The following is a 23,732-nucleotide window of genomic DNA, read 5'->3' on the forward strand; positions in this document are numbered from 1 at the left end:
CCACGCACTACCGGCCGTAGCGCGAGAAGACCTCCAGAAGCTCTTCGATCTTCTTCTGGCGATCCTCCGCCCGCCCGGAGGCCATCGCCTCTGCGACACACGATTCGATGTAACGGCCGAGGAGGATCTTGCGAACCTGTTCCAACGCACCTTCGATGGCAGACAGTTGGAGCAGAATATCGACGCAGTACTTCCCCTCCTCCACCATCCGCTGCACACCCTGCACCTGGCCCTCGATCCGGCTCAGACGCGCCAGCGCCTTGTGCTTCATCTCCTCGTCGATCATCTCCCCCACCTCGATCCAGTCTAAGCGATAGCTACCCTACTCCGGTAGAGTATACGCCCACATGACGTTCCAAACAATATCAACCCGAGTCTCAAGTATCCCGCGCCTCGCTTGGCCTGTCCCTCAGCAGATTGATTGACATCCATATCCTGCACCCTTACAATCAATCTATGCCAAAGGTTCGGGTCGGCCAAATGGAGCTCTTTTACCAGGAAGACGGCCACTGTGAGCCGGTCGTCTGGATCCACGGACTCGGCATCGATCACCGAGTCTGGGCGCTGCAGATACCGGTGTTCAGCCAGCACTTCCGCTGCATAACCTTCGACAACCGCGACGCCGGCCAAAGCGACCGCTCATCGAGTTCCTACACTATCAAGACCATGGCCGATGATGTCATCCGCCTGATGGACGCGCTCGCTATCGATAAGGCCCACATCGTGGGCCTTTCCATGGGCGGGGCGATCGCCCAGGAGGTGGCGATCGCCTATCCTGCCAGGGTCAGACGATTAATCCTGGTCTCGACCTACACCTCAGCCGATCGGCGCGGCGCTGACGTACTGAACTCGTTCGCGATGATGCGGGCCCACTTCAGCCGGGAAGAGTACGCGCGGGCCACCAGTCCATGGATATTCACGTACCGGGACTATCTTATCCCCGGATTTATAGAGTCGACCATCACCCGATTCCTGGAGGACCCATACTTTCTCCCCGCCGACGTCTACGCCCGCCAGGTCGAGGCCGCACTCGGTCACTTCACCGAAGATCGCTTGAGCGAGATTACGGTACCAACCCTGATTGTGACTGGTAACGAAGATCTCATGACCCCTATGCGTTTCGCCAGGACGCTCCACCAGGGAATTCCCGGCGCCAAATTGGCCGTGATCCCGGGCGGCGGCCACGCCTTGGCCCTCACCCACGCTGACGAGTTTAACCACATCGCCCTGTCATTTCTCAAGGAACCCTGAACCTTACTCCCCCCTTTTTTAGCAGGCTGCTCAAGCCACAGGCAAGCGCCTACGGTGTAGCCTGGGCGCACAACTGTTCCCACACCGCCTGCACCTGACGCGCTGTCTCTTCAAGCGGACCTTCATTCTCAATGACATAATGAGCGTGGCACCGCTTCTCCTGCTGTGGCATCTGCGACCTGACGCGCTGCATCGCTTCATCTTGACTGAGGTCTCTTGACCTGACCAGACGGTCGAGCCGCACGGCTTCGCTCGCCTCAACAAGGATCACCGCGTCACAGCGAGCGTGCCAACCGCTCTCAATCAGCAGCGCAGCATCGACAAGGCAAACGACCGCTCCCAAGACCCCTGCTCGCTGGATACGCCGTTCACACTCCCGGATAATAGCCGGATGAAGTAGCGCCTCTAATTGTCTGCGGGCCTTGAGATCGGCGAACACTATGGCGCCCAATCGCCTTCGGTCTATGCGACCACCCGCTCCGACGACCTCGCGACCGAACGTCGAGACGACCGCCTCGAAGAGGGGCCGGTCCGGCTCCACCAACTCGTGAGCAACTCGATCGGCGTCGATGACCGTCGCGCCCAAGCCCTTGAACATCGCTGCGACCGTACTCTTGCCCGAACAAATGCCCCCTGTCAGGCCCACAACGACCATTCGCCGTGCGTCCTGCTCACTAGGCATGGGCCTCAGCCCAGTTCACTCCAACCCCGAGGTCAACCTTCAGGGGAATACAGAGAGCAGCCGCACGCTCCATCTCTTCAATAGCCACCTGCTTAGCGACTTCCAGCTCGGCTTCGGGTACCTCGAACAGCAGCTCATCGTGGATCTGAAGAATCATCCTGGTTCCCAACCGTTCCGACCTTAGGCGTCTGAAGATAGCGATCATCGCAACCTTGATCAGGTCTGCAGCCGATCCCTGAATCGGCGTATTCACTGCCAACCGCTCCCCAAGTTGCCGAACCGTCTGGTCGGAACTTCTCAGTTCCGGGATCGCTCGCCGGCGTCCCCAGAGCGTACTCACGAAGCCGAGTTCCCCGGCCTCGCGGATCGTCTGGTCGATAAATAACTTGACCCCGTGATAGATCTGAAAATAGCGATCGATGTACAGGGCGGCCTCCTCCTGTGGTATATCGAGTTCTGAGGCCAGGCCAAAGGGACTCATCCCATAGACGATGCCGAAGTTGATCACCTTGGCCCGTCGCCGCATCTCCGCCGTCACCTCCTCCGGCTGCACCCCGAAGATCTCGGCTGCAGTACTCCGGTGCACATCAGCCCCCGCCGTGAAAGCGGCAATTAACGCCTGGTCCTGGGAGAGGTGCGCCAAAATCCGCAGCTCGATCTGGGAATAGTCGGCCGACAGGAGCCGATGACCCTTCGAGACAATGAACGCCTGTCGAATCCGCCGCCCGACCTCGGTGCGAACCGGGATATTCTGGAGGTTCGGCTCACTGGAACTCAAGCGTCCGGTGGCAGTCACCGTCTGATTGAACGATGTATGAATTCGGCCGCCCGCGCGATCAGCAAGCCTGAGCAGCACATCAACATAGGTCGATTTGAGTTTCGCGAGACTCCGGTAATTCAGGACCTCTGCGGGCAATTCGTGCGTCATGGCCAATCGCTGAAGCACCTCCACATTGGTGGAATAGCCGGTCTTGGTCCGCTTCAGCGGCTGAAGCTTCAGTCGCTGAAATAACACATCCGCCAACTGCTTCGGCGAATTGATGTTAAAGTGCTCACCCGCCAGAGCGAAGATTCGCGATTCGATCTGGCTGAGTTGGCTCTCCAGTTCCTTGCCCAACTCGCCAAGCTGGTCGGCATCTACGCTGAACCCGACTTCCTCCATCGAGGCCAAGACCTCGATCAGCGGCATCTCGATCGTTTTAAACAACGACAGCAGCCCTGACTGCTCAAGTTTCGGCAGCAACGCCTCTTTGAGTTGCCATACAAGGTGCGCCTCTTCGGCTGCCCGCCTCATGGCCATCTCTCGTCCGTCATTTCCACCCTTAGCTTCCGACCCCTGCTCGCACTTCACGCCCAACAGCTCAAACACCAAAGTCGCGAGAGAGTGATCCGATCTGTTAGGGTTCAGGAGATAGGACGCTACCATGGCATCAAAGGACAGTCCTCTCAGCGCAACGCCCTTCTTCCCGATAGCGGTCATGATCCGTTTGAGGTCGTGGCCGATCTTCATCGGCTTCTCTCCAGCCAGGACAGGGCGCAGACGCTCAAGATACGAGTCGGTCATCGCTTCAGGAAAGCAACAGAGGGCGACATCGGGCTCTTTACAGAAGGCAAGGCCATAAAGCGTACCGTCACCTGAGCCGCTACCGTTACGCGCAACAGCGATAGCCACGCTGTCGGAATCCAGGAGTTCTTTGACGGTCTCTCCGATCTCGTCCTCGCGATCAATAACGACCATGCGGAGCGAGCCGCGCGAGGTCACGGGGGTAAATGCCCGCTGGAGCCCTGTGAAACCTAACTCCCGAAAGAGGGCCTGGAGAGCGGCGTTATCAGGCTCACGTAGCGCAACCTGTCCCAGATCCACACTCACCTGGAGATCCGTCCTGAGGCGGGCCAGATCCCGGCTGAGACGAGCTTGCTCGACCTGGCTTCTCAGAATCTCCCGAACCTTCACGGACTTGATCTCATGCAGGCGAGTGATCATCTCTTCGATGCTCCCGAACTGCTGGATAAGGCTCCTGGCGGTCTTCTCCCCGATCCCGCGCACGCCAGGGATGTTGTCGATCGGATCACCCATCAACCCCATCACCTCCACCACCTGACCGGGGGGCACGCCGAAGCGCTCCAGAACCTCCGGTTCGCCGTAGACCTTCTCCTTCATCGAATCATAGACCCGGATCTCAGGTCCAATGAGTTGGAGCATGTCTTTATCGCCCGTGACAATGGTCACGTGAAAGTCCTGCGCCTCGGCCTGCCTTGCCAGCGAGCCGATCAGATCGTCCGCCTCTTGCCCCTGTTGCATCAGGAGCGGGATGCGCATCGCCTCCACTATCCGATGGATGTACGGAAGCTGGCGGCTCAGATCGTCCGGCATCTGGCCGCGATTCGCCTTGTAGTCAGCGTATCGCGTATGTCGTTCGGTCGGTCCTGCGGAATCGAAGACCACAACCATGGCCTCCGGATGCTCGTCCCGGATGATCTTCAGAAGCATATTGGTGAAACCGTATATGGCTCCGGTTGGAACCCCCTCGCTGTTCGTAAGGGGTGGAAGCGCATGGTAGGCCCGAAAGAGGTAGGAACTCCCGTCGATAAGATAGAGCGATCTGGCCGTCATCGGTCAGTGTCCTCGGAAAATAGCGATCAACGGTCAGCGCTAAAAGCAGGTGTTCAGGCTGAAGGCTGAAGCATCCTCAAAACCTTCGGTCTATCTACCTTCAGCCTCTCTCGCATGCGGCAGGGCAGATCAGCCGAACAGGCTCTTGACCTTGTCAAAGAAGCTCTCGACTAACGGGCTTCCGTCGCCGTTTTCCAGAGCAGCGTACGCTTCGAGCAACTCGCGCTGCTTCGTGGTCAGCCGCTTAGGCACCTCGACCACAACCCTGACCACGAGGTCTCCTTGACCATGGCCACGCAAGCGCGGCACACCCTTGCCATGAACGCGAAACTCAGCGCCGGGTTGGGTCCCGGGGGGGATCTTGAGCTTCGTCATCCCGAAAAAGCTCGGGATCTCCAACTCGGCCCCCAAGGCCGCTTGAACAAACCTGACAGGAACCTCACAATACAAGTCGTCGCCGTGCCGTGAGAAGAGCGGATGCTCCTTCACGGTGATGACAACATACAGATCGCCCCGATCTCCCCAATGGGGACCGGCCTCGCCCTCGCCTGCCAGCTTCAAGCGTATCCCCGTTTCCACACCGGCAGGAATCTTCACCGTAAGAGACCGATCGGACCGCGACCGCCCCGTACCTCGACAGTCGCGGCATCGATGTTCAATAACACGCCCCTCGCCTCGACAGGCCGAACAGGTCTGGCTGATCGTGAGAAAGCCTTGCGAGTACCGAACCTGGCCGCTGCCGCGGCAGGAACCACAGGCGGTTGGAGATGTCCCGGGCTTCGCGCCACTCCCCTTGCAGGCGCCGCAGGGCTCCAGCCGGGGGATCGTAATCTCTTTCTCTACTCCGAGGATCGCTTCCTCAAGGCTGATCTCGAGGTTGTAGCGTAAATCTGCGCCCCGGGAAGCAGCCCGCCGGGCAGATCCTCCAAAGAACCCCTCGAAAAGATCCTCGAACACCGACCCAAATCCGGCCTCACCGAATCCCCCGAAGCCGGCCCTCTCTCCGGTAACTCCGAACCGGTCGTAGGCCGCCCGCTTCTCGGGATTGTTCAGGATCTCATACGCCTCGGTCGCCTCCTTGAACTGCTCTTCCGACGTCTTATCGCCAGGGTTCTTGTCCGGGTGATACTTATGAGCCAGCCGACGGTAGGCTCGTTTGATCTCATCGGGAGCGGCGTCCCGATCCACCCCAAGCACCTGGTAGTAGTCGCGCCTGTTCATGACTGAGACAGGCCGGATCCCGAACTCCGGGTTTCACATCGATCTTCTTCTGAACCTTGAACCTCGAACTCAGAACTCAGAACCTTCGCTTTCGATACCTTCACCATCGCCGGCCGCAGCAAACGTCCCTCCAGGAGGTACCCTTTTCGAACCTCCTCGACCGCAATATTGTCCCGACCATCAGTCGCCTCTATCTGAGCCACAGCCTGATGGAAGTTCGGATCGAACTCATGCCCCAACGCCTCGATGGACTTCACCCCTGCCTTTTCCAGGGTCGTCTGAAACAGTCGAAGAATGATGTCAACACCCTCCGCAACGCCCTGGACCTCTCCTCCAAAGCGGGCCGTAGCGACCGCATGCTCCAGACTATCCACAATAGGCAGCAGTTCCAGGATCAGCCCTTCGTTCGCGAACCTCACGAACTCGCTCCGCTCGCGGGATACTCGCTTCTTGTAGTTCTCAAACTCCGCGTGGAGACGAAGGAGGCGGTCATTGAGGGCGTCTATCTCAGCAGTCCGTCCCTTGAGGTCGGCCTGCAGCTTGTTGATCATCGACTCCAACTCGATCGTGGGGACAACAGGGCTCTCTTGGGCGTTATCGCTTGTCGATGCTTTGGTTTCTTCACTTTCTTGATTCATTATCCGATCGGCTCCCTTTCGTTCATCGGCTGACCCGACAGATCCGTCCGTCAGGCTCCATCGCGCATCATCGCTTCTGAAAGCAAGCTCTACACATCAGCCTCTGTCAGGAGCTTGCTGACGAGTCTGGCCGTACAATCGACGAGGGCCACCATGCGGTCGTAGGCAATCCGCTTCGGGCCCACGATTCCGAGTACACCAACGACATGATCTCCACTCTTATACGACGAAGCAATCAGACTGAGCTCGCGCATCTCTCTGATCTCACTCTCGCGGCCGATGATAACCCGTAACCCCTCATGGGCCAGACATCGATCGAGAATCTTCACCAGCTTTGACTTTTCCTCGAAGGCCGCGAAGATATTCTGCATCTTATTGATATCGGCGAACTCCGGCTGATGAGTGATATTGGCCGCCCCTCCGATGTAGACGTATCCCTCCTCACCCTCCAGCGTCTTGTTGCTGAGTTCCAGGGCGCGCTGCATCAGGCGGTTGAACTCATCGCGCTCCTCGGCCATCTGTGCAATGATCGTGTTCCTCACCTCGTGAAGGGTCACCCCGCCCAACACACTGTTCAGATAGTTAGAGATTCGATCCAACTCCGGCTGCTCGATCAACTCATCGATAGCGATGACCTTCTGCTGTACGAGCCCGGAATCGGCCATAAGAACCACCAGGGTCCGCTCCCGATTGAGGTGGACAAAGTTAATACGTCGCCACGTGTTCTGTGCAAACTTTGGCGCCAGAACCACCGAAGCATATCGTGAGAGATCGGAGAGGATTCGGCTGACCCCCTGCACCAATTCCTCGGCCTGACCCCGGCTGGGACGGATCCCTTGCTCGATTCGGCTTTCCTCGACCTTCGACAATTTAGGACGCTGCATAAGGCTGTCAACGTAGAAGCGGTACCCGGAATCGGTTGGGATCCTGCCGGCTGACGCATGCGGTTGAGAGAGATAGCCTACCTCCTCCAGATCCGCCATCACATTGCGGATGGTGGCAGGGCTGAGGTAGCCAAGGTGGCGCCTGGCGATACTTCGGGACCCTACAGGCTCTCCGGAGGTGATATAGTCATGGATAATTACCTTCAGGATCTGGCGCTCCCGTGAAGTTAGTTCATGCGCCGACATCGGTCCATCGACCCCCTTCCCTTACCCTTCTTTCAACACTTGGCACTCCCTGGAGAAACGTGCCACGGTTCTAAAAAATGCTAAGAAAAATAGCCGCTATTGTCAAGCGGATTTGCCGCCGTCTGCGCGCTATAGAACAGGCCGGAGAATCAGAGGAGTTGGACAATCAGTTCGTTGGCTACGAGAAGCCCCCGCTCTGTAATCTGTACCCGCCCCTCATTCAGGCGAAGGAACCCATCATCCAATAGGCGGGTGACCCGATCGGACGCAGAGAGATCTTCAACGCCAAGTGCATCCTTCAATACATCCACGTCCAGTCCGGTCCGGAGTCGAAGCCCCAACATCAAACGCTCGGCTCGTAACATCTCGGCGGATAGCTCTTCGCCGCAGGCTACGGCTATCCCACGCTCAGCAATGGCGGATACGTAGCGTGCAGGCAGCAACTCATTATAAAACCGGCGCCCGGTAAGGAATGAGTGAGCCCCCGCCCCAATGCCGACGTACTCCTGATGTTGCCAGTAGACCAGATTGTGGCGGCAACGGAAGCCTGGACGCGCAAAGTTTGAAATTTCGTAATGCTCGAAGCCGGCGTCATGCAGCCGGCCTACAGCCATTTGATACATGACTGTCTCTGTCTCTTCGTCGGGTAGCCCAATCTCGCCTTTGCGATGTTCCTGGTGGAGAAGCGTCCCCTCTTCCAGGATCAGCCCATAGGCAGAGAGATGTTCAGGGCCTGCACCGATGGCCCAGTCGAGGGTCGCCGACCAGTCGTCCGTACTCTGACCGGGCAGGCCGAACATCAGGTCCAGATTGATATTACTGAAGCCGGCCTCACGCATTAACCAAAAGGCCTGTTCAGTTTCGTAGGCAGCATGGGCGCGACCAAGCCGCTGGAGGAGTCGGTCCTGAACTGCTTGCACCCCCATACTCAGACGGGTTACCCCGCCTTCCCGAAGCGCGCGAAGCTTCGGAAGGCCTACCGTTCCCGGGTTGGCTTCAAGGCTGACCTCTGCGTCGGCCTCGAAGGTAAAGGCGGCCCGGCAGCGGTCGAGGATACCGATGAGTTGTGACGCCTGGAGTATTGAGGGTGTCCCGCCGCCGAAGAAGACAGAGCAGACCCGCCGATGTCGGATCGCGTCTGAGGAGGCGCGACGCGTAATCTCTTGCGCCAACGCCTCCAGATACTGCTCAACTTGAACAGAATCGAAGCGATAGCTGTTGAAGTCGCAGTAATGACAGCGTGACAGGCAAAAGGGAATATGGATGTACAGACCCAGCCCACTTCTCATCGGACCAACATCCCGATTCGCTCCCAGCGAGGTCTGAAGTGCTCGCTATCCCACGACCAGTAGATCATGAAGGCTTTCCCCCTGATCTTCTTCATATCAAGAAAACCCCAGAACCGGCTATCCATGCTGTAGTCCCGGTTATCACCCATCATGAAGAGATGACCCGGCGCAACAACGACGGGACCGAAACTGTCCCGAGGCGAGCCCGGATTCTCGATGGTGGCAGGATCCAGGTGAATCGCATACGGCTCAGTCAGCGGCTTGTCGTTGATATAGACCTGTTTTGCCCGAATCTCCACCTTCTCACCTGGCAGGGCGATCACTCGCTTAATGAAGTCCCTCTCCTCATCCTGGGGATACTTGAACACGATAATGTCACCGTGCTGCGGCTCGGTAAACCAGAACAGGAACTTATTGACCAGGATATGATCGCCGACTTGCAGCGTCTGGAGCATCGATCCGGAAGGGATTTTGAAGGCCTGGACCACAAAGGTTCTGACCACCAGCGCCAAGATAATGGCAATGATGACGGCCTCGGCATACTGGCGAAAAACCGACTTCTCCGGCTTTGCGCCTGGCCGCGAAGCCCGCTCCTGACCCTCTTTTATCGTCTCATCCATCATCTGTCGCGTCATGGGGTATTCACCTTCAGCACCGCCATGAAGGCTTCCTGTGGGATTTCGACTCTGCCTACCTGCTTCATCCTGCGCTTTCCCTCCTTCTGACGCTCGAGCAACTTTCGCTTGCGGGTGATGTCCCCGCCATAGCATTTGGCCGTCACATTTTTGCGCAGAGGGCGCACACTGTCCCGCGCGATGACCTTGCCCCCAAGCGCGGCCTGAATCACCACCTCGAAAAGCTGTCTGGGAATCAGCTCTCGCATCCGTTCCACCAGCATCCGGCCCCTCAGATACGCCTGCTCCTTCGGGATGATGCAGGACAGCGCATCAACCGGTTCATTGTTCACAAGGATATCCAGCTTTACCAGGTGACCCTCCCGATAATCGACAAATTCATAGTCCAGGGAGGCGTAGCCACGGGTTGCCGACTTCAGCCGGTCGTAGAAATCCATGACGATCTCGTTAAGCGGGAGGTCGTAGGTAATGACGACGCGACCGCCTTCCATGTACTCTACGCCGCGCTGAATCCCGCGCTTCTCCTGACACAGCGCGAAGATCGGGCCGACGTACTCACCCGGCGCCATGATGGAGGCCTTGATGTACGGCTCCTCGATTCGTTCGATGGCCTGCGGGGAAGGAAGATCGCTGGGGTTGTCCACGTCAACTACGGTTCCATCCCGCTTAGCCACTCGGTAGACCACGGTCGGAGCGGTGGTAATCAGCGTCAGGCCAAACTCGCGCTCCAGCCGCTCCTGGATGATCTCCATGTGGAGCAAGCCGAGGAAACCGCACCGGAAGCCGAAGCCCAGGGCAGCCGAGGTCTCCGGCTCGAAGCTAAAGGAAAAATCGTTCAGACGGAGCTTCTCCAGCGCCTCCTTCAACTCCAGGTACGCTTCGCTCTCGGTCGGGTACAGACCGGCAAACACCATGGGTCGGACCTCCTTGAAGCCAGGCAGGGGCATGGTCGTCGGTCTGTCTTCGGCAGTAATGGTATCCCCTACCCTGGTCTGACGCACGTCCCTGATCCCGGCAATGACATACCCGACCTCTCCGGCCGACAGGAGATCTGCGGGGCGCATCTGAGGGGTGAAGACGCCGAGCTGTAACACCTCGAACGTCGCACCGGTGGACATCAGGAGTATCCGCATCCCGGGACGCACCTGTCCCTCGTACAGCCGGACATACACGATTACGCCCTGGTACGGATCGAATGCAGAGTCAAAGATCAACGCTTTCAGGGGAGCGTCCGAGGATCCTGTGGGAGGCGGTATCCGCTTGATGACCGCCTCGATCACCTCTTCAGTTCCGATCCCCTGTTTAGCGCTGCACAGGATCGCCTCAGAGGCATCGATGGCCAGGGTCTCCTCTATCTGGGCCTTCACCCGTGCGATGTCGGCATTCGGCAGGTCGATCTTATTGATGACCGGGATGATGGCCAGGTCGTGCTCCATAGCGAGATGAACATTGGCGAGCGTCTGCGCCTCCACTCCCTGGACGGCATCGATCACGAGCAACGCGCCCTCGCACGCGGAGAGGCTCCGCGAGACCTCGTAGCTGAAATCCACATGGCCGGGGGTGTCGATCAGGTTCAGAATGTGCTCTTGCCCGCCTTGCCGCTTATAGTGGAGGCGAACCGCCTTTGCCTTAATGGTAATGCCCCGTTCCCGTTCAAGGTCCATGCGGTCCAGAACCTGGGCCTCCATCTCACGGGGCGCAAGCGCCCCGGTGGCCTCCAGAATCCGATCAGCCAGGGTCGACTTGCCATGATCGATGTGCGCAATAATGGAAAAGTTCCGGATCCGTTGCAGATTGATCGTCATGACATTACGGGTGGGGAGGGAGGCCAGTTATCACCAGTCTCGATCTCCGACAAAATCGACCATCAGGACGAGCGAGCGCTTGGCAGCCGAATCTGGAAAGATACTGAGTGATGCCTTGGCTTTCTGGAGGTAGGTGCGAACGAGCTCCATCGTAGCCGGAACGGCGCCGTACCGTTCTACTATCGCCTTCACTTCTGCCAGGTCGGACTCCCTGATAGTCTCCTGCGCGGCCAACTCTCTGATCCTGCCCTGATCGGCCTCCGAGCCTGCCCGCATCACATGGAGCACCGGAAAGGTCACCTTCCCCTCCTTGAAATCGTTCCCCACAGGCTTGCCCAGCCGGAACTCCTCGGCGACAAAGTCCAACGCGTCATCGACCAACTGAAACCCGATTCCCACATTCAAGCCGAACTCAGTTAATGCAGCCACTTCGTCCGCTCGCCTGCCGGCGATCAGGGCGCCGGTCCTGCAGGCGACTGAGATCAGGGCAGCGGTCTTTGATGTAATGATATCCAGATATTCGTCATACGTGAGGTCGAGGTTTCCGGCCATCTGGACCTCGCGCACCTGGCCCTCGATCATCCGAACTGTCGCGTCAGAAAAGGCCCGCATGACAGCCAGGTCGCCATCGATCACCAGCATCTGAAGCGATCTGGCATACAGGAAATCGCCCGCCAGCACGGAGATCTGAGAACCCCAGGTGCTGTTCGCCGACGGCAGTCCGCGACGCTTATCGGCACGATCGATGATATCATCATGGATCAGTGTGGCAGCGTGCATATACTCGGCCACCACCGCCAGATCGATATTACGGGAACCGTCTTCATAGCCGCAAAGCTTTGCCGAGAGCAGCAGCAGCGCAGGCCGGACCCGTTTTCCGCCGCTCTTGAGCACATACCGGATGATTTCGGAGATCAACTCCACATCGCCGCTGATGTCTTGGAGCAGTCGCTCTTCGACCAGGGCGAGTTCAAGAGTCACAGGGGAGAGAATCGTTTTGGCAATCATGCGCGCGCCTCTACCTTCATCAGACCTATCCTACGGACTGCAATGGTTAGAGTATAGGACATACCCCCCTCGCCTGTCCAAGGGGAAAATATCCGGGATCATTCGTAAGCGAGTCTCCGCGGCGGCCTTGGCGACGATGAAAAGCCGCCCATAAGGAGCGGCAAGACGCTGAAATCCGGATTCCTCGCCCCTCCTGATGATCGCAACGTGTCGTTCCGAGTAAAACACAAGACTGGGCGCGTTGAGGTCATAGGCTACCAAGAGGTCGGCGGGTCGAAGCTCTTGTCTGGCGACAAGCGCGAAGTCGCGGAGGGATTTCTGCAGACTCTCCTGGACGGCCGGGGCAACCCGATGCACGGCCAGTATAATACTCAGGACCATTGTGGCCGCCATCGCGGCCGCCGCCATATTCCCCTGCCCTCTTCGCCTGGCTGCTATCGCGAAAGTAACTCCAACCAGCAGGAGGACGGCCAGCACGTAAGGCGCCAGCCCGAAGTCAAATGGGGGGATATCCGGCGCCTCGCGGAGGCGGATGCGATCGGCAATCGATGGCAGCAAGACGAGGATCACGGCAAGCGAACAGGCCATCCCACCTACGATCCAGTCAGATGTCCTCGCCCATCTCCCCCCTTGCTGTCGTTCGTCGAGGACGGCTTCTCCCGCATTCCCTGCCAGCAGGGCAAGCGCAGGAACAGCGGGAAAGATGTAGGAGGGGAGTTTCGTGCGGGAGAACGAGAAAAAGAGCACGACAACGCCACACCAGACCCACAAAAAGAGCAATAACTCCTGTCGTTCGGTCAGCTCAGCGCGTAGGCGGCGTCGGATAGCCCAGAGCCGGCCAAAGGCATTGGGCAGCGTCCCGCTCCACGGGAAAAAGCCGAGGACGATTACCGGTAAGAAATATAGGGGACCTCCGACATGGCTCGACACCACGCCCAGGTAGCGGTTCAGGTGATGGTGCACAAAGAATCCTTGAACGAACGCCCATCCGTTCTCACGCAGCACTAAGATATACCAGGGTAGCGCGATCACAGCAAACAGGCCAATACCTGGGAGCAGGCGGAGCCTGGATAGGGTCGCACGGGCCTTTCTGCGAATGGCCAGAAACAGGCCGACAGTCAACCCGGGGAGCAGAAGGCCGATCGGGCCTTTCGTGAGAACGGCAAGCGCCATGGCAAGATACCCAACAAGGAGGAGACGCTCGCGCCTCTTATCTGAGGCCCGATAGACGTCGAAAAAACAGAAAAGCGCCCAGGTCATACAAAAGGTAAGCGTCATATCGGTGACCGCCGCTCGCGCCAAGGCAACGGTCCCGACGTTCGCGGCAAAGGCCAGAGCGGCAATACACGCGGCCCGTTGACCCAACAGTTGCCGTCCGAACAGGTAGATCGACAGCGTGAGACCGGTCGCGAAGGCGGCGGACCAGAAGCGAGCCGCATACTCGCCGACCCCGAACCCTTGGTAAGCCAGCGCAATCAGCCAGTAAAACAAGATCGGTTTATCGAAGCGGGGCTGGGAATTGAAGTGGGGTGTGATCCAGTCGCCTGAGATCAGCATCTCCCTCGCCGCCTCCGCGTAGGCCGGCTCATCTGCGTCAAACAGGGAGAGCGAATCCAAGCGATAAAAAAAGAGGAGAAATCCCACACCAAGCAGGAGGATCGTCACCGCGACTTCTCGAACCCATCGGGGGGCGCTGGTGACGGCAGGTACCGCCTTCTCAGGTACGCCCATGCACAGGAGAAAAAATCGAAAACCGACAGGTGATCCAACCTGCCAGAAGCCCGATAGCGGCCCCGGCCACAACATCAGAAGGAAAATGCCTGGCGAGATAGACCCTGGAGAGGGCGACCAGGACGGCCAGTCCGTAGAAGAGCAATGCATATCTGGGATAGGCGCGGGAGAGCACAAATGCCAGGGCAAAGGCGGTCACAGAATGACCTGACGGAAAGGAGATGAATCCGGCACCCTTGCCCAGACACGGAAATTCGACGAAAAATTGGCCCGACTTTTCAGCCAGGGGACGGGACCGACAAAACAGGTTTTTTAAGATCTGGACAGAAAGGCTCCCGACGATCACCGCAAGCAATCCGAGTCTACCCACGACAGCCTCCCGAGGCCTTCCGGCCTTCAGGCCGACAACCAAGAGGACGCCCGCAATAGCGGCGTCCGTCAGGCCGGATCCCATGAGTGTAATCGCGTTCGCCACCTTGAGTCCCCATTCGCTCTGCACCGACGGGATGAAGGTCGTTACCAACCCGTCGATATACAACACAAGGAAAGGCACTACAACAAATAACGCGGTGGCATAGCCTAACACCCTACTGTCGAACAATCGAGCGAGAGACTCGGAGGGTCTCGAGCGATCTTGCAACCTTGACTGCATCCTATCTATCCTTTCACAGCAAATCGCGCTTCTTAGCCTCGAATTCTTCCTTCCCAATCTCGCCCCGGGCATACCGTTTCTTCAGGATCTCCAGGGCCGACTCCTCCGGCCGCTGGACGGATCGAACCCCGGAGCCGGCCTGCCAGAGCCAGCGAACCGCCAGCACCAGCACCAGCAGGATGAGGAACCAGAAGGCCGTTATCATGACCATCCAGAGGATCCCCCATCCCAAGAACCAGGAGTCATGCGCCATCTCCTCCCACTGCATCATCATGACCATCGCTCCGCTTTCGCACACAGTTGCGAACGCATCTATCGTGAAGAGGACGACTCTACTCGCCGCTCCAATCCCCTCAGGCGAACAACCTCTCCCAGAGCGACAAGGCGATCCCCGACCTCAATCCTTTCACCTGTGGAGGGATTAAAGATCATACCACCCGCCGCCCGCTTGATCGCCACCACAATCACCCCTGGCTCCTGGTTCAGCCCGGAGTCGCGTAATGTGAGCCCCTCGCAGGGCGACCCCGGTGGCACCACAATCTCCGCTAGTTGCAGCTCCAGGCTTTGATAGTGCGTGGCCAGCTCGATGATATCCACTACGGCGGGGCGGAGGGCCGCCTGAGCCATGCGGTGTCCCCCCATTGCGTACGGCGAGATGACCTTGTCGGCCCCAGCGTGGGCAAGCGTCCTTTCGCTCCGCTCCGTCTCGGCCCTGGCCACCACAAAGATGGAGGGGTTGAGCTCCTTGGCTGTGAGGGTCACAAAGACATTATCCGCATCGACCGGCAGGGTGGCAAAGAGACCTTTGGCCTTCATCGCCCCGGCAGCCAGGAGGACCTTCTCATCGGTGGCATCCCCCTTGAGCAGAAGGTAGCCCGCCTCTTCCACCTTGCGGATCCGCTCTTCCTCCTGCTCAATGACCACAAACGGAACCGGCTTTGACGCCAACTCGCGGCAGATCACCTCCCCGATGCGACCACAGCCGCACACCAGATAGTGGTCTGTCAGGGCGCCGATTCGCTTCTCCATTCTCTTTCTCCCGAAGAACTGCTGGAACTCCCCCTCCACGATTTTTGCGGTCACGGTTCCTGCTGTGTAGAGAACTACTCCCAGGCCGGCGAACAGGAGCCCGATCGTGAAGATCATCCCGGCCGGGCTCAAGGGTCTCACCTCGCGAAACCCCACCGTTGAGATGGTGATGATCGTCATATAGAGGGCTTCGAGCCACGTATACCCCTCAAGGAAATGATACCCTACGGACCCTATGATCACCACCGCCGCAAGGAACAGCCCGGCGATCCCTAGCCTTGCCAAAGGCGATATCCCTCTGTCGCAAGATGTAAGATGATAGTTAGGGCTCGACCCTGGAGCCTAACACCTCCAGGAACTTGCGGATCCATTCAGGATGGCCTGGCCAGGCTGCCGCTGTGACGAGGTTGCCGTCTACATGCGCATTGGAGAAGGTGGCGTTCACGTCTTCCCACTTGGCGCCGGCTCGGATCAGCTCAGGCCGCACGGCAGGATAGGAGGTGCAGCGTTTGCCCTCCACGACCCCGGCCGCCGTCAACAGTTGCTGTCCATGACAAATGGAGGCGATAGGCTTGTTTTCCTTCGCAAAGTGGCGGACCAGATCAAGTACCTTCTCGTCCAGGCGAAGGTATTCCGGGGAGCGTCCGCCTGGAATCACCAGGGCGTCATAATTTTTGGGTCTGATCTTGGCGAAGGTGGCGTTGAGAGCGAAGTTGTGACCCCGCTTCTCGCTGTAGGTCTGGTCTCCCTCGAAGTCGTGGACGGCTGTCCGGACCGTTTCGCCGGCCTTCTTGCCGGGGCAGACCGTGTGAACCGTATGCCCCACCATGGTTAGCATCTGAAAGGGAACCATCGCCTCGTAGTCCTCGACAAAATCCCCCACAAGCATCAGAATCTTCTTTGCCGCCATCATGCACCTCCTTGTATACACGAGGACCTACGTCTCAGACAGTTTGTCATTCCTGGCTTAACCCGGAATCCATCCCCGCAAAAGCGGGACCCAGGGTTAGGCGGGATGATTCACATGAGCCCGTATCCTAACCCATGGTGTGATCTTCGCCAGCGTCTTTGCAAGCGCTTCTTTCGCTACTTCCGTATCATAGGCCGCCTGCGCCCGCAGCCAATAGCCGTTAGACAGGCCGAAGAACCGGCACAGGCGCAAATCGGTGTCCGCCGTGATAGCGCGCTTCCCTGCTACGATGTCACCGATCCGCTGGGCGGGTACACCGATTTCCTTGGCGAGGCGGTATTGCGTGAGACCCATCGGGATCAGGAACTCTTCACGCAGCAACTCCCCGGGCGTCACAGGCTTAAGCTTACGCATGGTATTTCTCCCTTAATGACAGTCCACGATCTCAACGTCCTCCGCGCCCGCAGCCGTCCAGCGGAAGCATACGCGGAACTGATCGTTTACGCGGATACTGTGTTGCCCGGCGCGGTTACCCTTAAGCGCTTCCAGTTGGTTGCCCGGCGGCACACGCAGGTCTGCCAACCGGCCCGCGATCTGCAACTGCCGCAGCTTGCGACGTGCCACCGACTCGATGTTTACGAACCGCGTGACCCGCCGGCCTTTCGACAGAGCCTCCGTGTCGGAGCACTTGAACGTCGTGATCACAGTCGTATAGTAACGTGTCGTGTGACTAACGTCAAGCGTGATTATTCGCACTAGGGCTGTAGGATGGCCTCGGCATCGATCGTCACCACCACGTCGTCGCCGACAATCACACCGCCGCGATCGAGCGCGCCGTTCCAGCTCACGCCAAACTCGTGACGGTTGATCCGTGCGGTGGCCAGAAACCCGGCACGAGTCTTTGGTCCCTTATCCACACCCTCCTCCCACCACGGCGTCTGCCACTGCCCGAGGTAGTGGACGTGAAGTTCGATGGGGCGCGTCACTCCGCGAAGCGTGAGGTCCCCGAGCACGACGGCCTCGGTGGCCCCGCAGAGGCGGACATGGCTTCCGCGAAAGGCGATCTCGGGAAAGCGCTCGACATCCAGGAAGTCAGGATCCTTGAGATGGGCATCGCGATCACGCTCACCGCTCCAGAGCCCCCGTGCATCGATGACCGCCTCGACGCGAGACAACGCGGGAAACTCCGGATCGAACTCGAGCGTGCCGTGCGCGTTCTTGAAGTGACCTCGGACGTTCGTGACCATCATGTGTCGTACGCAGAACTCGGCTGCGGTATGTCCAGGTTCGAACGTCCAGCGCTTCATCGAGCGTCCTCCTTTCCCAGATCTTCCCGTCTCTCAGGCCCTACGCCATACTCCGATACCCGCTGGATGGAACTGCAGTTCAGCGGTGGGCGGACACACGAGCGTACTCTCGTAGATGACTTGCTGCTGTAGTCCGATGACTTAAGGCCACGCGCCAGCGCCATCGTTCCAGTTAAACCGCTTGTTTGACCACTATTCTTCTGTGGGACAGCCTATGTGCATCAGGCCGCCACTTCAAGCAGCACCTCAGGATGTCGCTCGGCGATCTTCAACAGCGTCTGTGCCGCGCCGGATGGCTCGCGCCGACCCTGTTCCCACTGTTCCAGGGTGCGCTTCGAAACGCCAAGGGCTGCAGCAAATTGTGCTTGAGAGAGCCCGCTTTTTAGTCGCACGCGAACGACCCGTGACTGCGGCTCCACGTTCGTGCGTTTGCCTCCCCCCGCTTTGATCTCTCGAACGCCGTCGAGAACTTCCTGCCACACGTCACGCTGGGTCTCGAATGTCGCCAACGCCTTTTCAGTCAGCTTCTTACTCATTTCGGAATACCTCCAACAACTCCTTCAGAATATGCGCGGGGATATTGTCGCGCTTGGCCTTAGCGTAGAGTGTCAGCATCCAGAATTCATCCGGTGCATAACGAACGAAATAGATGACTCGTAGCCCGCCACTTTTGCCCATTCCCGGCCGCATCCACCGTAGTTTCCGAACCCCGCCCGAGCCGGAAACGATCGGTCCGGCCTCGGGGTTCTGCATCATGAACTGCTGAAGTTCAGCGTACTCATCGTCATCCAGGTAGGCGGGACGAGCCCGTTCGAATGCGGACGATTCGATGAATGTGAACATTAAGTATGACTATACGCCTTTGGCGTATAAGAAGCAAGATCGTCGCCGACAATAACCCCATTAAGGAAGTCAGGACCCTTGAGATGGACATCGCGATCACGCTCACCGCTCCAGAGACCCCACGCATCGATGATCGCCTCGACGCGCGAGACAACGCGGGCAACTTCGGATCGAACTCGAGCGTGCCGTGCACGTTCTTGAAGTGCCCCCGGACGTTCGTGACCATCATGTGTCTGACGCAGAACTCGGCTGCGGTATGTCCAGATTCGAACGTCCAGCGCTTCATCGAGCGCCTCCCTTTTTCAGATCTTACCGTCTGTGAGGCATAATGCCATGCGTCGATGCCCGGCGAACGTATCGTTCAGCGGTGGACGGCGCGCGCCAAGAAGTTTCGGCGTATTCCGATGCGTGTGCGCTGGCCGGCCGCTGCCATGAATGGTGCAGCTGCCTCCGCCATCAAGTCTCGCTCTCTACCAGGACCAGGTCCCGGTGCGGCATGACCGCTGCGAAAAGCTCCGACAGTTTCTGGATGGTCGGGACTGATCGACCCTGCTCATAACGGGCGTAGGCGTTGATGGAGGTGGCGCCAAGACGCTCCGCGACTTGGGCCAGACTCAAACCCGCGCGCTGTCTGACGCGGCGAAGAAGAAAGGCGCTGAGCGTGGGTTGATCCTCTGAAGTGACCTCAAAGTGTTCCCCGGTTCCGGGAAACACTTTGAGCGTAAATCCCGGGCGATTGACTAAGGACTCGACCGCATCGGCGATCATTTTCAGGGCTTCCTTTTTGGTCCGTCCCTGGCTAACGACATCAAGAATGGGTACTTCCACAGCCCAGTGCCTTCCAACTCGGAAGACGCGCCCCTCGAATCGCATCAGTAACCTCCATGGGCATCACGTAGGATGGCCTTCGCGGTATACTCATTGATCTCAACGTGCCGTGGGACAACGAGTTCCCGCTCACCTCGAGCCCACACATCGTGCCTGGCGCCGTGGCGAGCCCGCTGCCAACCGAGATCGCGGAGCTTCTTCTCAAGGTCACGACGCTTCATTTGGGTATCTTACACCAATCTGTGTAGATGTCAACTGCGCACGCGAGAACCAGACTGGACAGCCGAGCGGTTACGTTGACCGGCCGCGGCGAGCGAACGCGAGATAAGGCGGGAAACTCTGGATCGAACTCGAGCGTGCCGTGCACGTTCTTAAAGTGACCCCGGACGTCCGTGACCATCATGTGTCTGACGCAGAACTCGGCTGCAGTATGTCCAGGTTCGAACATCCAGCGCTTCATCGAGCGTCCTCCTTGTCCAGATCTTCCCGTCTCTCAGGCCCTACGCCATCCTTGGATACCCGCCGAACGGCGTTGCAGATTAGCGGTGGGCAGACGTACGGGCACGCTCGCGCGACATGCGCATCGCCGCACTTCTCGACGACCGGAAGATGATCGAGCGTATCCAGCGTCACCTCGATCTTTGCGAAGAGGACGTCCGCGTCCAGGGCGGCCGCTACACCGGTCTGTTTCCCACCCGGACTCCCACAGGCACACCCGCTGCCCGTACCGTCTGAAAGCGATTTCTTATCAATCGCACAAATTCGCGCACAGAGCCGGCGCCGGTGGCAGGACTAGCGGCCGACGGACTCGAACATCAGCCGGCTCGCCTCGGCGTTCAGCGTCCAGTCGCTATTGAAGGACAAGGTGCCGAAGACGGGGGCGCCGCCCTGGATGGCGGGGCAGGCCCCGGCCGACACAAGTTGAACGCGGCGCTGATGGGAATCTCCGGGAGGCCCGGGCTAACCTCTGTCCCGAACGCGCCGACGGCGAGATAGGTCATTCCCGTCGTGGCGCCGGTCCCCATGACGTCGGCAAGGTTGATGTGGATCATGATGCTGTCTGCTGCCACGTCCACCTTAGTGGCGACGTGTGCCATACCGCTCAGCGCGACCGCCTCTCCCACCCCGTCGGGCATGCAGGGATTGGGGGGATGACTGACTACCCCTCCTATAGTCAGCCACGCGATGCTCAGAATGGGATCGCCGGCTGTGGCCGCGCCGGGCGTGACAAGTAGGGCTGAGACCAGCAGGCAGGCACAGGCGGCGAGGGCCTTCGATCGATGGCTCATGGATGTCCTCCTCCTCGGCATAAATGGCCGTCGATAGCGATGATTGTGGTGGGGATGTGGGCTTGGCGTCAAAATGGATGGCTTTTCCAAGCCGTTCAAGAAAGACAAGGTCCTGCTCACCATTCACCAAGCCCTCGATCAGCGACGTTGAAGAAGCCTACCTATGGAGTATAGGGTTTCCAGATACAACCTCGTATCTGCTTTGGTCGGCATAAGGCGCCTCCGCAGGTCTCCTGAAAACAGAACGGCCCTTCGGGGCTTGAATTGCCCTGAAGGGCCACCATACCTAGAGCTCCATCCAGACGTGCGAGTCTGACTTTTCACAGCCATCTCCTCGCCGACTGCCAATGTCTTATGCCTTCATTTCACGGCGGAGGGGAGCCGTCGAAGTAGCCGAATGGTAATACCCCCTGAGGAGCAGCGTCAAGTGGAAAAACGAAAACGCTGCATTAGAGTCTGTCCTGTAAACCCACGTTCACCCTTCGACAAGCTCAGGGTGAACGTGGGTATTGAAAACATAGACGTGTTTCCGTTCGTGGTGAGCCCGTCGAACCACAACAAGAGGTTTGCAGGACAGGCTCATTGACTCGGGCTTGCACTTTTTGGTAGTCTGCGGACGGTGCTGCCTTTTCAATGGAACTGTGGTCGCGCCAAACCCTCCAGTGAATCGAAGGTGAACACTCTTCGCCGCGAATAGCTCGTTAGTTGACCTCAGGACGCCCTTTTCTGTAGACATCTTCGCGGTGACCGATCCGGAGCACGAGGAATCCTTTCTCCGTTCGGGCGTAGATGACGCGATAATCTCCTATGCGGAGTTTGTACAGTCCCGCGAATTCTCCGGAGAGGGCTTCCCCCTGGTGGCCCGCTGAGGCCAGCATCCGCTCGACTTTCAGCAGAACTCGCACCGCTGCGGCGTGACCGAGCTTCCGCAGATCCCGCGCGACAGAAGCCTTGTACTCAATTTTTGCGGCCAAGACGCTTCCGTAGCTCAGCCGAGGAGATGACAGGGTCGTCCTTGTCCCTCAATCGATCCAACGCCACCTGGTAGTCAGCGTACTCCGCCATGTAGGCTTCCAGCGCCTTCCGAATCAGGTAGGTCCTCGACCGCTCGGTAGCGCTCGCCAACTCGTCGAGCGCCTTCGCCGTGGCGTCAGGAAGTCGTAGTGAGATAGACACCGGCATCGCTTACCTCCTCATGTGTAATACATGCAAGACAAGTATACGGATGGCGGGCACAAAGATCAAGTCTCAAACAGAATGAAAATGCTGCGTTGACTTGCGCTGCAGGATTTGGCGGCAGACGACGAGCTCGTGATCGTCATACCCGAGCAATCACTCGCAGGGGAGATACAGCAGTGGGCTCCTTATATACAGTTAATGGCCCCCTCCTCATTCAGGACGACGATGGAGCGGCTGGACCGCTTCGCGGCATCTATTCCACTTTCACTCTCTGGGTCTTCCGGCGTGAGCCTGGCTTTGCCACGGAAACCGCCGCCCAAAGCCCTCTGTCAAACAAGGCCTGGACCGCGAGGAGCAGTTCATGCCCTGCCTGATTGACATGCTCACTCACTTCTGGGGGTATGCACTGCTTGACTCCCCGCTGAACTCCCTCCTGCGCCTCGTAGAGGGCGCACAACGGACAGCGATGCGGGCAGTTCTGCTTTTCCTTCTTAGCCATCTTTTTTCTCCTCCTTGGGGCTCCCGTCCTGCCCAAAGCGTACGACGAGATAACCTTCTTCAAGTCTCGCTCTTTTCACCGTGAGGTCGGCCAGCGCTCTGGGCAGCACGAGGTCTCTCCGAAAGTTTCCGATCGACACCACCAGTTCGTCGCCCCGCTTCAAGAGCGACACCTCCTCCTTCTGAAGAAATGGGAGCTTCAGCCGGAGGAAGTAGTGCGCCCCTTTCTTGCGGACCGTCTGGATCGGGCCAGGCATCCAGACGTTCAGCGGATCCCGTTCGGCAAAGAGGCTCAGGCCCATTCGCTCAAGCATCGGGAGGCCAACAACCTCGCGGTCGAAGAGCGGGACCTCCCAGATCGGAATCGGCGAAAAGCCCCGCTGGATCATCTCCCGATACCGCCCCTGGATATGGCTCCATTCGGCAAAGTAGCCATGCTGGAGCTGGCGCGGAAAGACCCGGTTGCTGATCACTGCGTCGGCGACGTAGCCGTACAGGTTCAAATAGGTCAGCGCCCGCTGCGCCTCTTTGATGACCATCTTCTCCGGGTTCAGGACCAGCCTGATGCTGGACCGTTTGGGGTCACACAGCATCTCTTTCATCCCGTCGATGCGATTAAACAGGGCCTCGATGGCGGCGTAGACGTTATCCTTGGGTAGGGGGACCGGCACGAAGGGCTGGACAATGGGGCCCATCGCGGTCACGATCCGACGCTCCCACGGAAAGAGCTTCTCCATGTACCAGCGGGCCACATCGGGAAAGCTCAACAGGCGCATCGTCTCTCCGGTCGGCGCGCAATCGACGATGAGACAATCGAAGCGTCCGGCCTCGCCCTGCAGCCGGATCTGCAGGAGGCTGCAGAGCTCCTCCAGCCCGGGAAAGACCGCCATCTCCTCGGCGATCACCTCGTCCACGCCGCGCGTCGCGAAGAGGACCGTGAGATAGTCCTTGACCTCGCCCCAGTGGGTCCGGATCTCCTCCAGGACATTGATCTCCTGACCCCAGAGATGATCGGTGATCGGTGTCGGCTCCGGCCCGAGAGGCTGATCAAAGGCATCGGCCAGGCTGTGAGCCGGATCGGTACTGATTACCAGGGTGCGGTGGCCTCGCTCGGCCGCCATTAACGCCGTGGCGGCTGAGACCGTCGTTTTACCTACCCCGCCCTTGCCGGTATACAGAATGATACGCATTAC

At 58.8% G+C, this 23,732-nt stretch carries 28 protein-coding genes and 2 pseudogenes; 1 reads left to right on the top strand and 29 read right to left on the bottom strand.

The annotated features are described in order from the left end of the window. Positions 1–7: 7 nt before the first annotated feature. The gene (locus tag KGL31_08775) at positions 8–286 is read right to left on the bottom strand and encodes a metal-sensitive transcriptional regulator (GenBank protein ID MDE2321991.1); all 279 of its coding nucleotides are present in this window, start codon (positions 284–286) and stop codon (positions 8–10) included. A 170-nt stretch (positions 287–456) separates the two neighbouring features. Here KGL31_08775 and KGL31_08780 point away from each other — a divergent pair, with 170 nt between their 5' ends. Continuing rightward, complete coding sequence (locus KGL31_08780) at positions 457–1,251, top strand: alpha/beta fold hydrolase (protein MDE2321992.1); 795 nt, start codon at positions 457–459, stop codon at positions 1,249–1,251. 49 nt (positions 1,252–1,300) lie between these two features. Here KGL31_08780 and coaE read toward each other — a convergent pair whose 3' ends face one another. From coaE to KGL31_08920, 28 genes and pseudogenes are all read right to left on the bottom strand, one after another. Further along, positions 1,301–1,933 carry a dephospho-CoA kinase gene (gene coaE, locus KGL31_08785; GenBank protein MDE2321993.1) on the bottom strand — a complete coding sequence of 211 codons (633 nt, stop codon included), beginning with the start codon at positions 1,931–1,933 and terminating at the stop codon, positions 1,301–1,303. After that, positions 1,926–4,547, bottom strand: a complete 2,622-nt coding sequence (polA, locus tag KGL31_08790; protein MDE2321994.1) for a DNA polymerase I — start codon at positions 4,545–4,547, stop codon at positions 1,926–1,928. The genes coaE and polA overlap by 8 nt, the downstream gene beginning before the upstream one ends. A 129-nt stretch (positions 4,548–4,676) precedes the next feature. Continuing rightward, entirely contained in the window at positions 4,677–5,768 is a 1,092-nt protein-coding gene (gene dnaJ / locus KGL31_08795) for a molecular chaperone DnaJ (GenBank protein ID MDE2321995.1), read from the bottom strand. Then, entirely contained in the window at positions 5,765–6,406 is a 642-nt protein-coding gene (gene grpE / locus KGL31_08800; protein MDE2321996.1) for a nucleotide exchange factor GrpE, read from the bottom strand. The genes dnaJ and grpE overlap by 4 nt, the downstream gene beginning before the upstream one ends. Before the next feature lie 89 nt (positions 6,407–6,495). Continuing rightward, on the bottom strand, positions 6,496–7,536 hold the full coding sequence (hrcA, locus tag KGL31_08805; protein ID MDE2321997.1) for a heat-inducible transcription repressor HrcA: 1,041 nt from the start codon (positions 7,534–7,536) through the stop codon (positions 6,496–6,498). A gap of 149 nt (positions 7,537–7,685) precedes the next feature. After that, a complete protein-coding gene (gene hemW, locus KGL31_08810) occupies positions 7,686–8,825 on the bottom strand; it encodes a radical SAM family heme chaperone HemW (GenBank protein ID MDE2321998.1) in 1,140 nt (379 codons plus the stop codon). Next, a complete protein-coding gene (gene lepB / locus KGL31_08815) occupies positions 8,822–9,460 on the bottom strand; it encodes a signal peptidase I (protein ID MDE2321999.1) in 639 nt (212 codons plus the stop codon). Before lepB ends, hemW begins: the two co-directional genes overlap by 4 nt. Further along, the gene (lepA, locus tag KGL31_08820) at positions 9,457–11,265 is read right to left on the bottom strand and encodes a translation elongation factor 4 (GenBank protein ID MDE2322000.1); all 1,809 of its coding nucleotides are present in this window, start codon (positions 11,263–11,265) and stop codon (positions 9,457–9,459) included. Before lepA ends, lepB begins: the two co-directional genes overlap by 4 nt. A gap of 30 nt (positions 11,266–11,295) precedes the next feature. Further along, entirely contained in the window at positions 11,296–12,273 is a 978-nt protein-coding gene (locus KGL31_08825) for a polyprenyl synthetase family protein (GenBank protein MDE2322001.1), read from the bottom strand. A gap of 30 nt (positions 12,274–12,303) precedes the next feature. Continuing rightward, positions 12,304–14,004 (bottom strand): glycosyltransferase family 39 protein, encoded by a 1,701-nt coding sequence (locus tag KGL31_08830; GenBank protein ID MDE2322002.1) that lies wholly within the window; start codon positions 14,002–14,004, stop codon positions 12,304–12,306. After that, on the bottom strand, positions 13,991–14,656 hold the full coding sequence (locus KGL31_08835; protein ID MDE2322003.1) for a phosphatase PAP2 family protein: 666 nt from the start codon (positions 14,654–14,656) through the stop codon (positions 13,991–13,993). Before KGL31_08835 ends, KGL31_08830 begins: the two co-directional genes overlap by 14 nt. 13 nt (positions 14,657–14,669) lie before the next feature. Beyond that, positions 14,670–14,930, bottom strand: coding sequence for an SHOCT domain-containing protein (locus KGL31_08840; GenBank protein MDE2322004.1), 261 nt, complete (start codon positions 14,928–14,930; stop codon positions 14,670–14,672). 38 nt (positions 14,931–14,968) lie between these two features. Next, the gene (locus KGL31_08845) at positions 14,969–15,970 is read right to left on the bottom strand and encodes a potassium channel protein (GenBank protein ID MDE2322005.1); all 1,002 of its coding nucleotides are present in this window, start codon (positions 15,968–15,970) and stop codon (positions 14,969–14,971) included. Positions 15,971–16,007: 37 nt separating this feature from the next. Next, complete coding sequence (locus tag KGL31_08850; protein ID MDE2322006.1) at positions 16,008–16,595, bottom strand: DJ-1/PfpI family protein; 588 nt, start codon at positions 16,593–16,595, stop codon at positions 16,008–16,010. 96 nt (positions 16,596–16,691) lie between these two features. After that, complete coding sequence (locus KGL31_08855; protein MDE2322007.1) at positions 16,692–17,009, bottom strand: HigA family addiction module antidote protein; 318 nt, start codon at positions 17,007–17,009, stop codon at positions 16,692–16,694. Positions 17,010–17,021: 12 nt separating this feature from the next. Next, entirely contained in the window at positions 17,022–17,300 is a 279-nt protein-coding gene (locus tag KGL31_08860) for a type II toxin-antitoxin system RelE/ParE family toxin (GenBank protein MDE2322008.1), read from the bottom strand. Positions 17,301–17,350: 50 nt separating this feature from the next. Next, a complete protein-coding gene (locus KGL31_08865) occupies positions 17,351–17,902 on the bottom strand; it encodes a YceI family protein (protein MDE2322009.1) in 552 nt (183 codons plus the stop codon). 221 nt (positions 17,903–18,123) lie between these two features. Next, positions 18,124–18,438 (bottom strand): helix-turn-helix domain-containing protein, encoded by a 315-nt coding sequence (locus KGL31_08870; protein ID MDE2322010.1) that lies wholly within the window; start codon positions 18,436–18,438, stop codon positions 18,124–18,126. Continuing rightward, positions 18,431–18,745, bottom strand: a complete 315-nt coding sequence (locus tag KGL31_08875; GenBank protein ID MDE2322011.1) for a type II toxin-antitoxin system RelE/ParE family toxin — start codon at positions 18,743–18,745, stop codon at positions 18,431–18,433. Before KGL31_08875 ends, KGL31_08870 begins: the two co-directional genes overlap by 8 nt. Before the next feature lie 62 nt (positions 18,746–18,807). Continuing rightward, positions 18,808–19,031 (bottom strand): annotated as a pseudogene (locus tag KGL31_08880) (YceI family protein). 170 nt (positions 19,032–19,201) lie between these two features. After that, entirely contained in the window at positions 19,202–19,618 is a 417-nt protein-coding gene (locus tag KGL31_08885) for a helix-turn-helix domain-containing protein (protein MDE2322012.1), read from the bottom strand. After that, positions 19,618–19,794, bottom strand: coding sequence for a type II toxin-antitoxin system HicA family toxin (locus KGL31_08890; protein MDE2322013.1), 177 nt, complete (start codon positions 19,792–19,794; stop codon positions 19,618–19,620). The genes KGL31_08885 and KGL31_08890 overlap by 1 nt, the downstream gene beginning before the upstream one ends. 89 nt (positions 19,795–19,883) lie before the next feature. Continuing rightward, a pseudogene (locus KGL31_08895) lies at positions 19,884–20,033 on the bottom strand (YceI family protein). A 376-nt stretch (positions 20,034–20,409) separates the two neighbouring features. Beyond that, entirely contained in the window at positions 20,410–20,985 is a 576-nt protein-coding gene (locus KGL31_08900) for a hypothetical protein (protein MDE2322014.1), read from the bottom strand. Positions 20,986–21,563: 578 nt separating this feature from the next. Next, complete coding sequence (locus KGL31_08905; protein MDE2322015.1) at positions 21,564–21,836, bottom strand: type II toxin-antitoxin system RelE/ParE family toxin; 273 nt, start codon at positions 21,834–21,836, stop codon at positions 21,564–21,566. Continuing rightward, positions 21,820–22,044, bottom strand: coding sequence for a ribbon-helix-helix protein, CopG family (locus KGL31_08910; GenBank protein ID MDE2322016.1), 225 nt, complete (start codon positions 22,042–22,044; stop codon positions 21,820–21,822). The genes KGL31_08905 and KGL31_08910 overlap by 17 nt, the downstream gene beginning before the upstream one ends. A 250-nt stretch (positions 22,045–22,294) precedes the next feature. Beyond that, the gene (locus KGL31_08915; protein ID MDE2322017.1) at positions 22,295–22,540 is read right to left on the bottom strand and encodes a hypothetical protein; all 246 of its coding nucleotides are present in this window, start codon (positions 22,538–22,540) and stop codon (positions 22,295–22,297) included. Next, on the bottom strand, positions 22,533–23,729 hold the full coding sequence (locus tag KGL31_08920; GenBank protein ID MDE2322018.1) for an ArsA family ATPase: 1,197 nt from the start codon (positions 23,727–23,729) through the stop codon (positions 22,533–22,535). Before KGL31_08920 ends, KGL31_08915 begins: the two co-directional genes overlap by 8 nt. Positions 23,730–23,732: the final 3 nt, after the last annotated feature.

The sequence above is a fragment of the Candidatus Methylomirabilota bacterium genome (assembly GCA_028870115.1).
Taxonomy (GTDB): Bacteria; Methylomirabilota; Methylomirabilia; order Methylomirabilales; family Methylomirabilaceae; genus Methylomirabilis.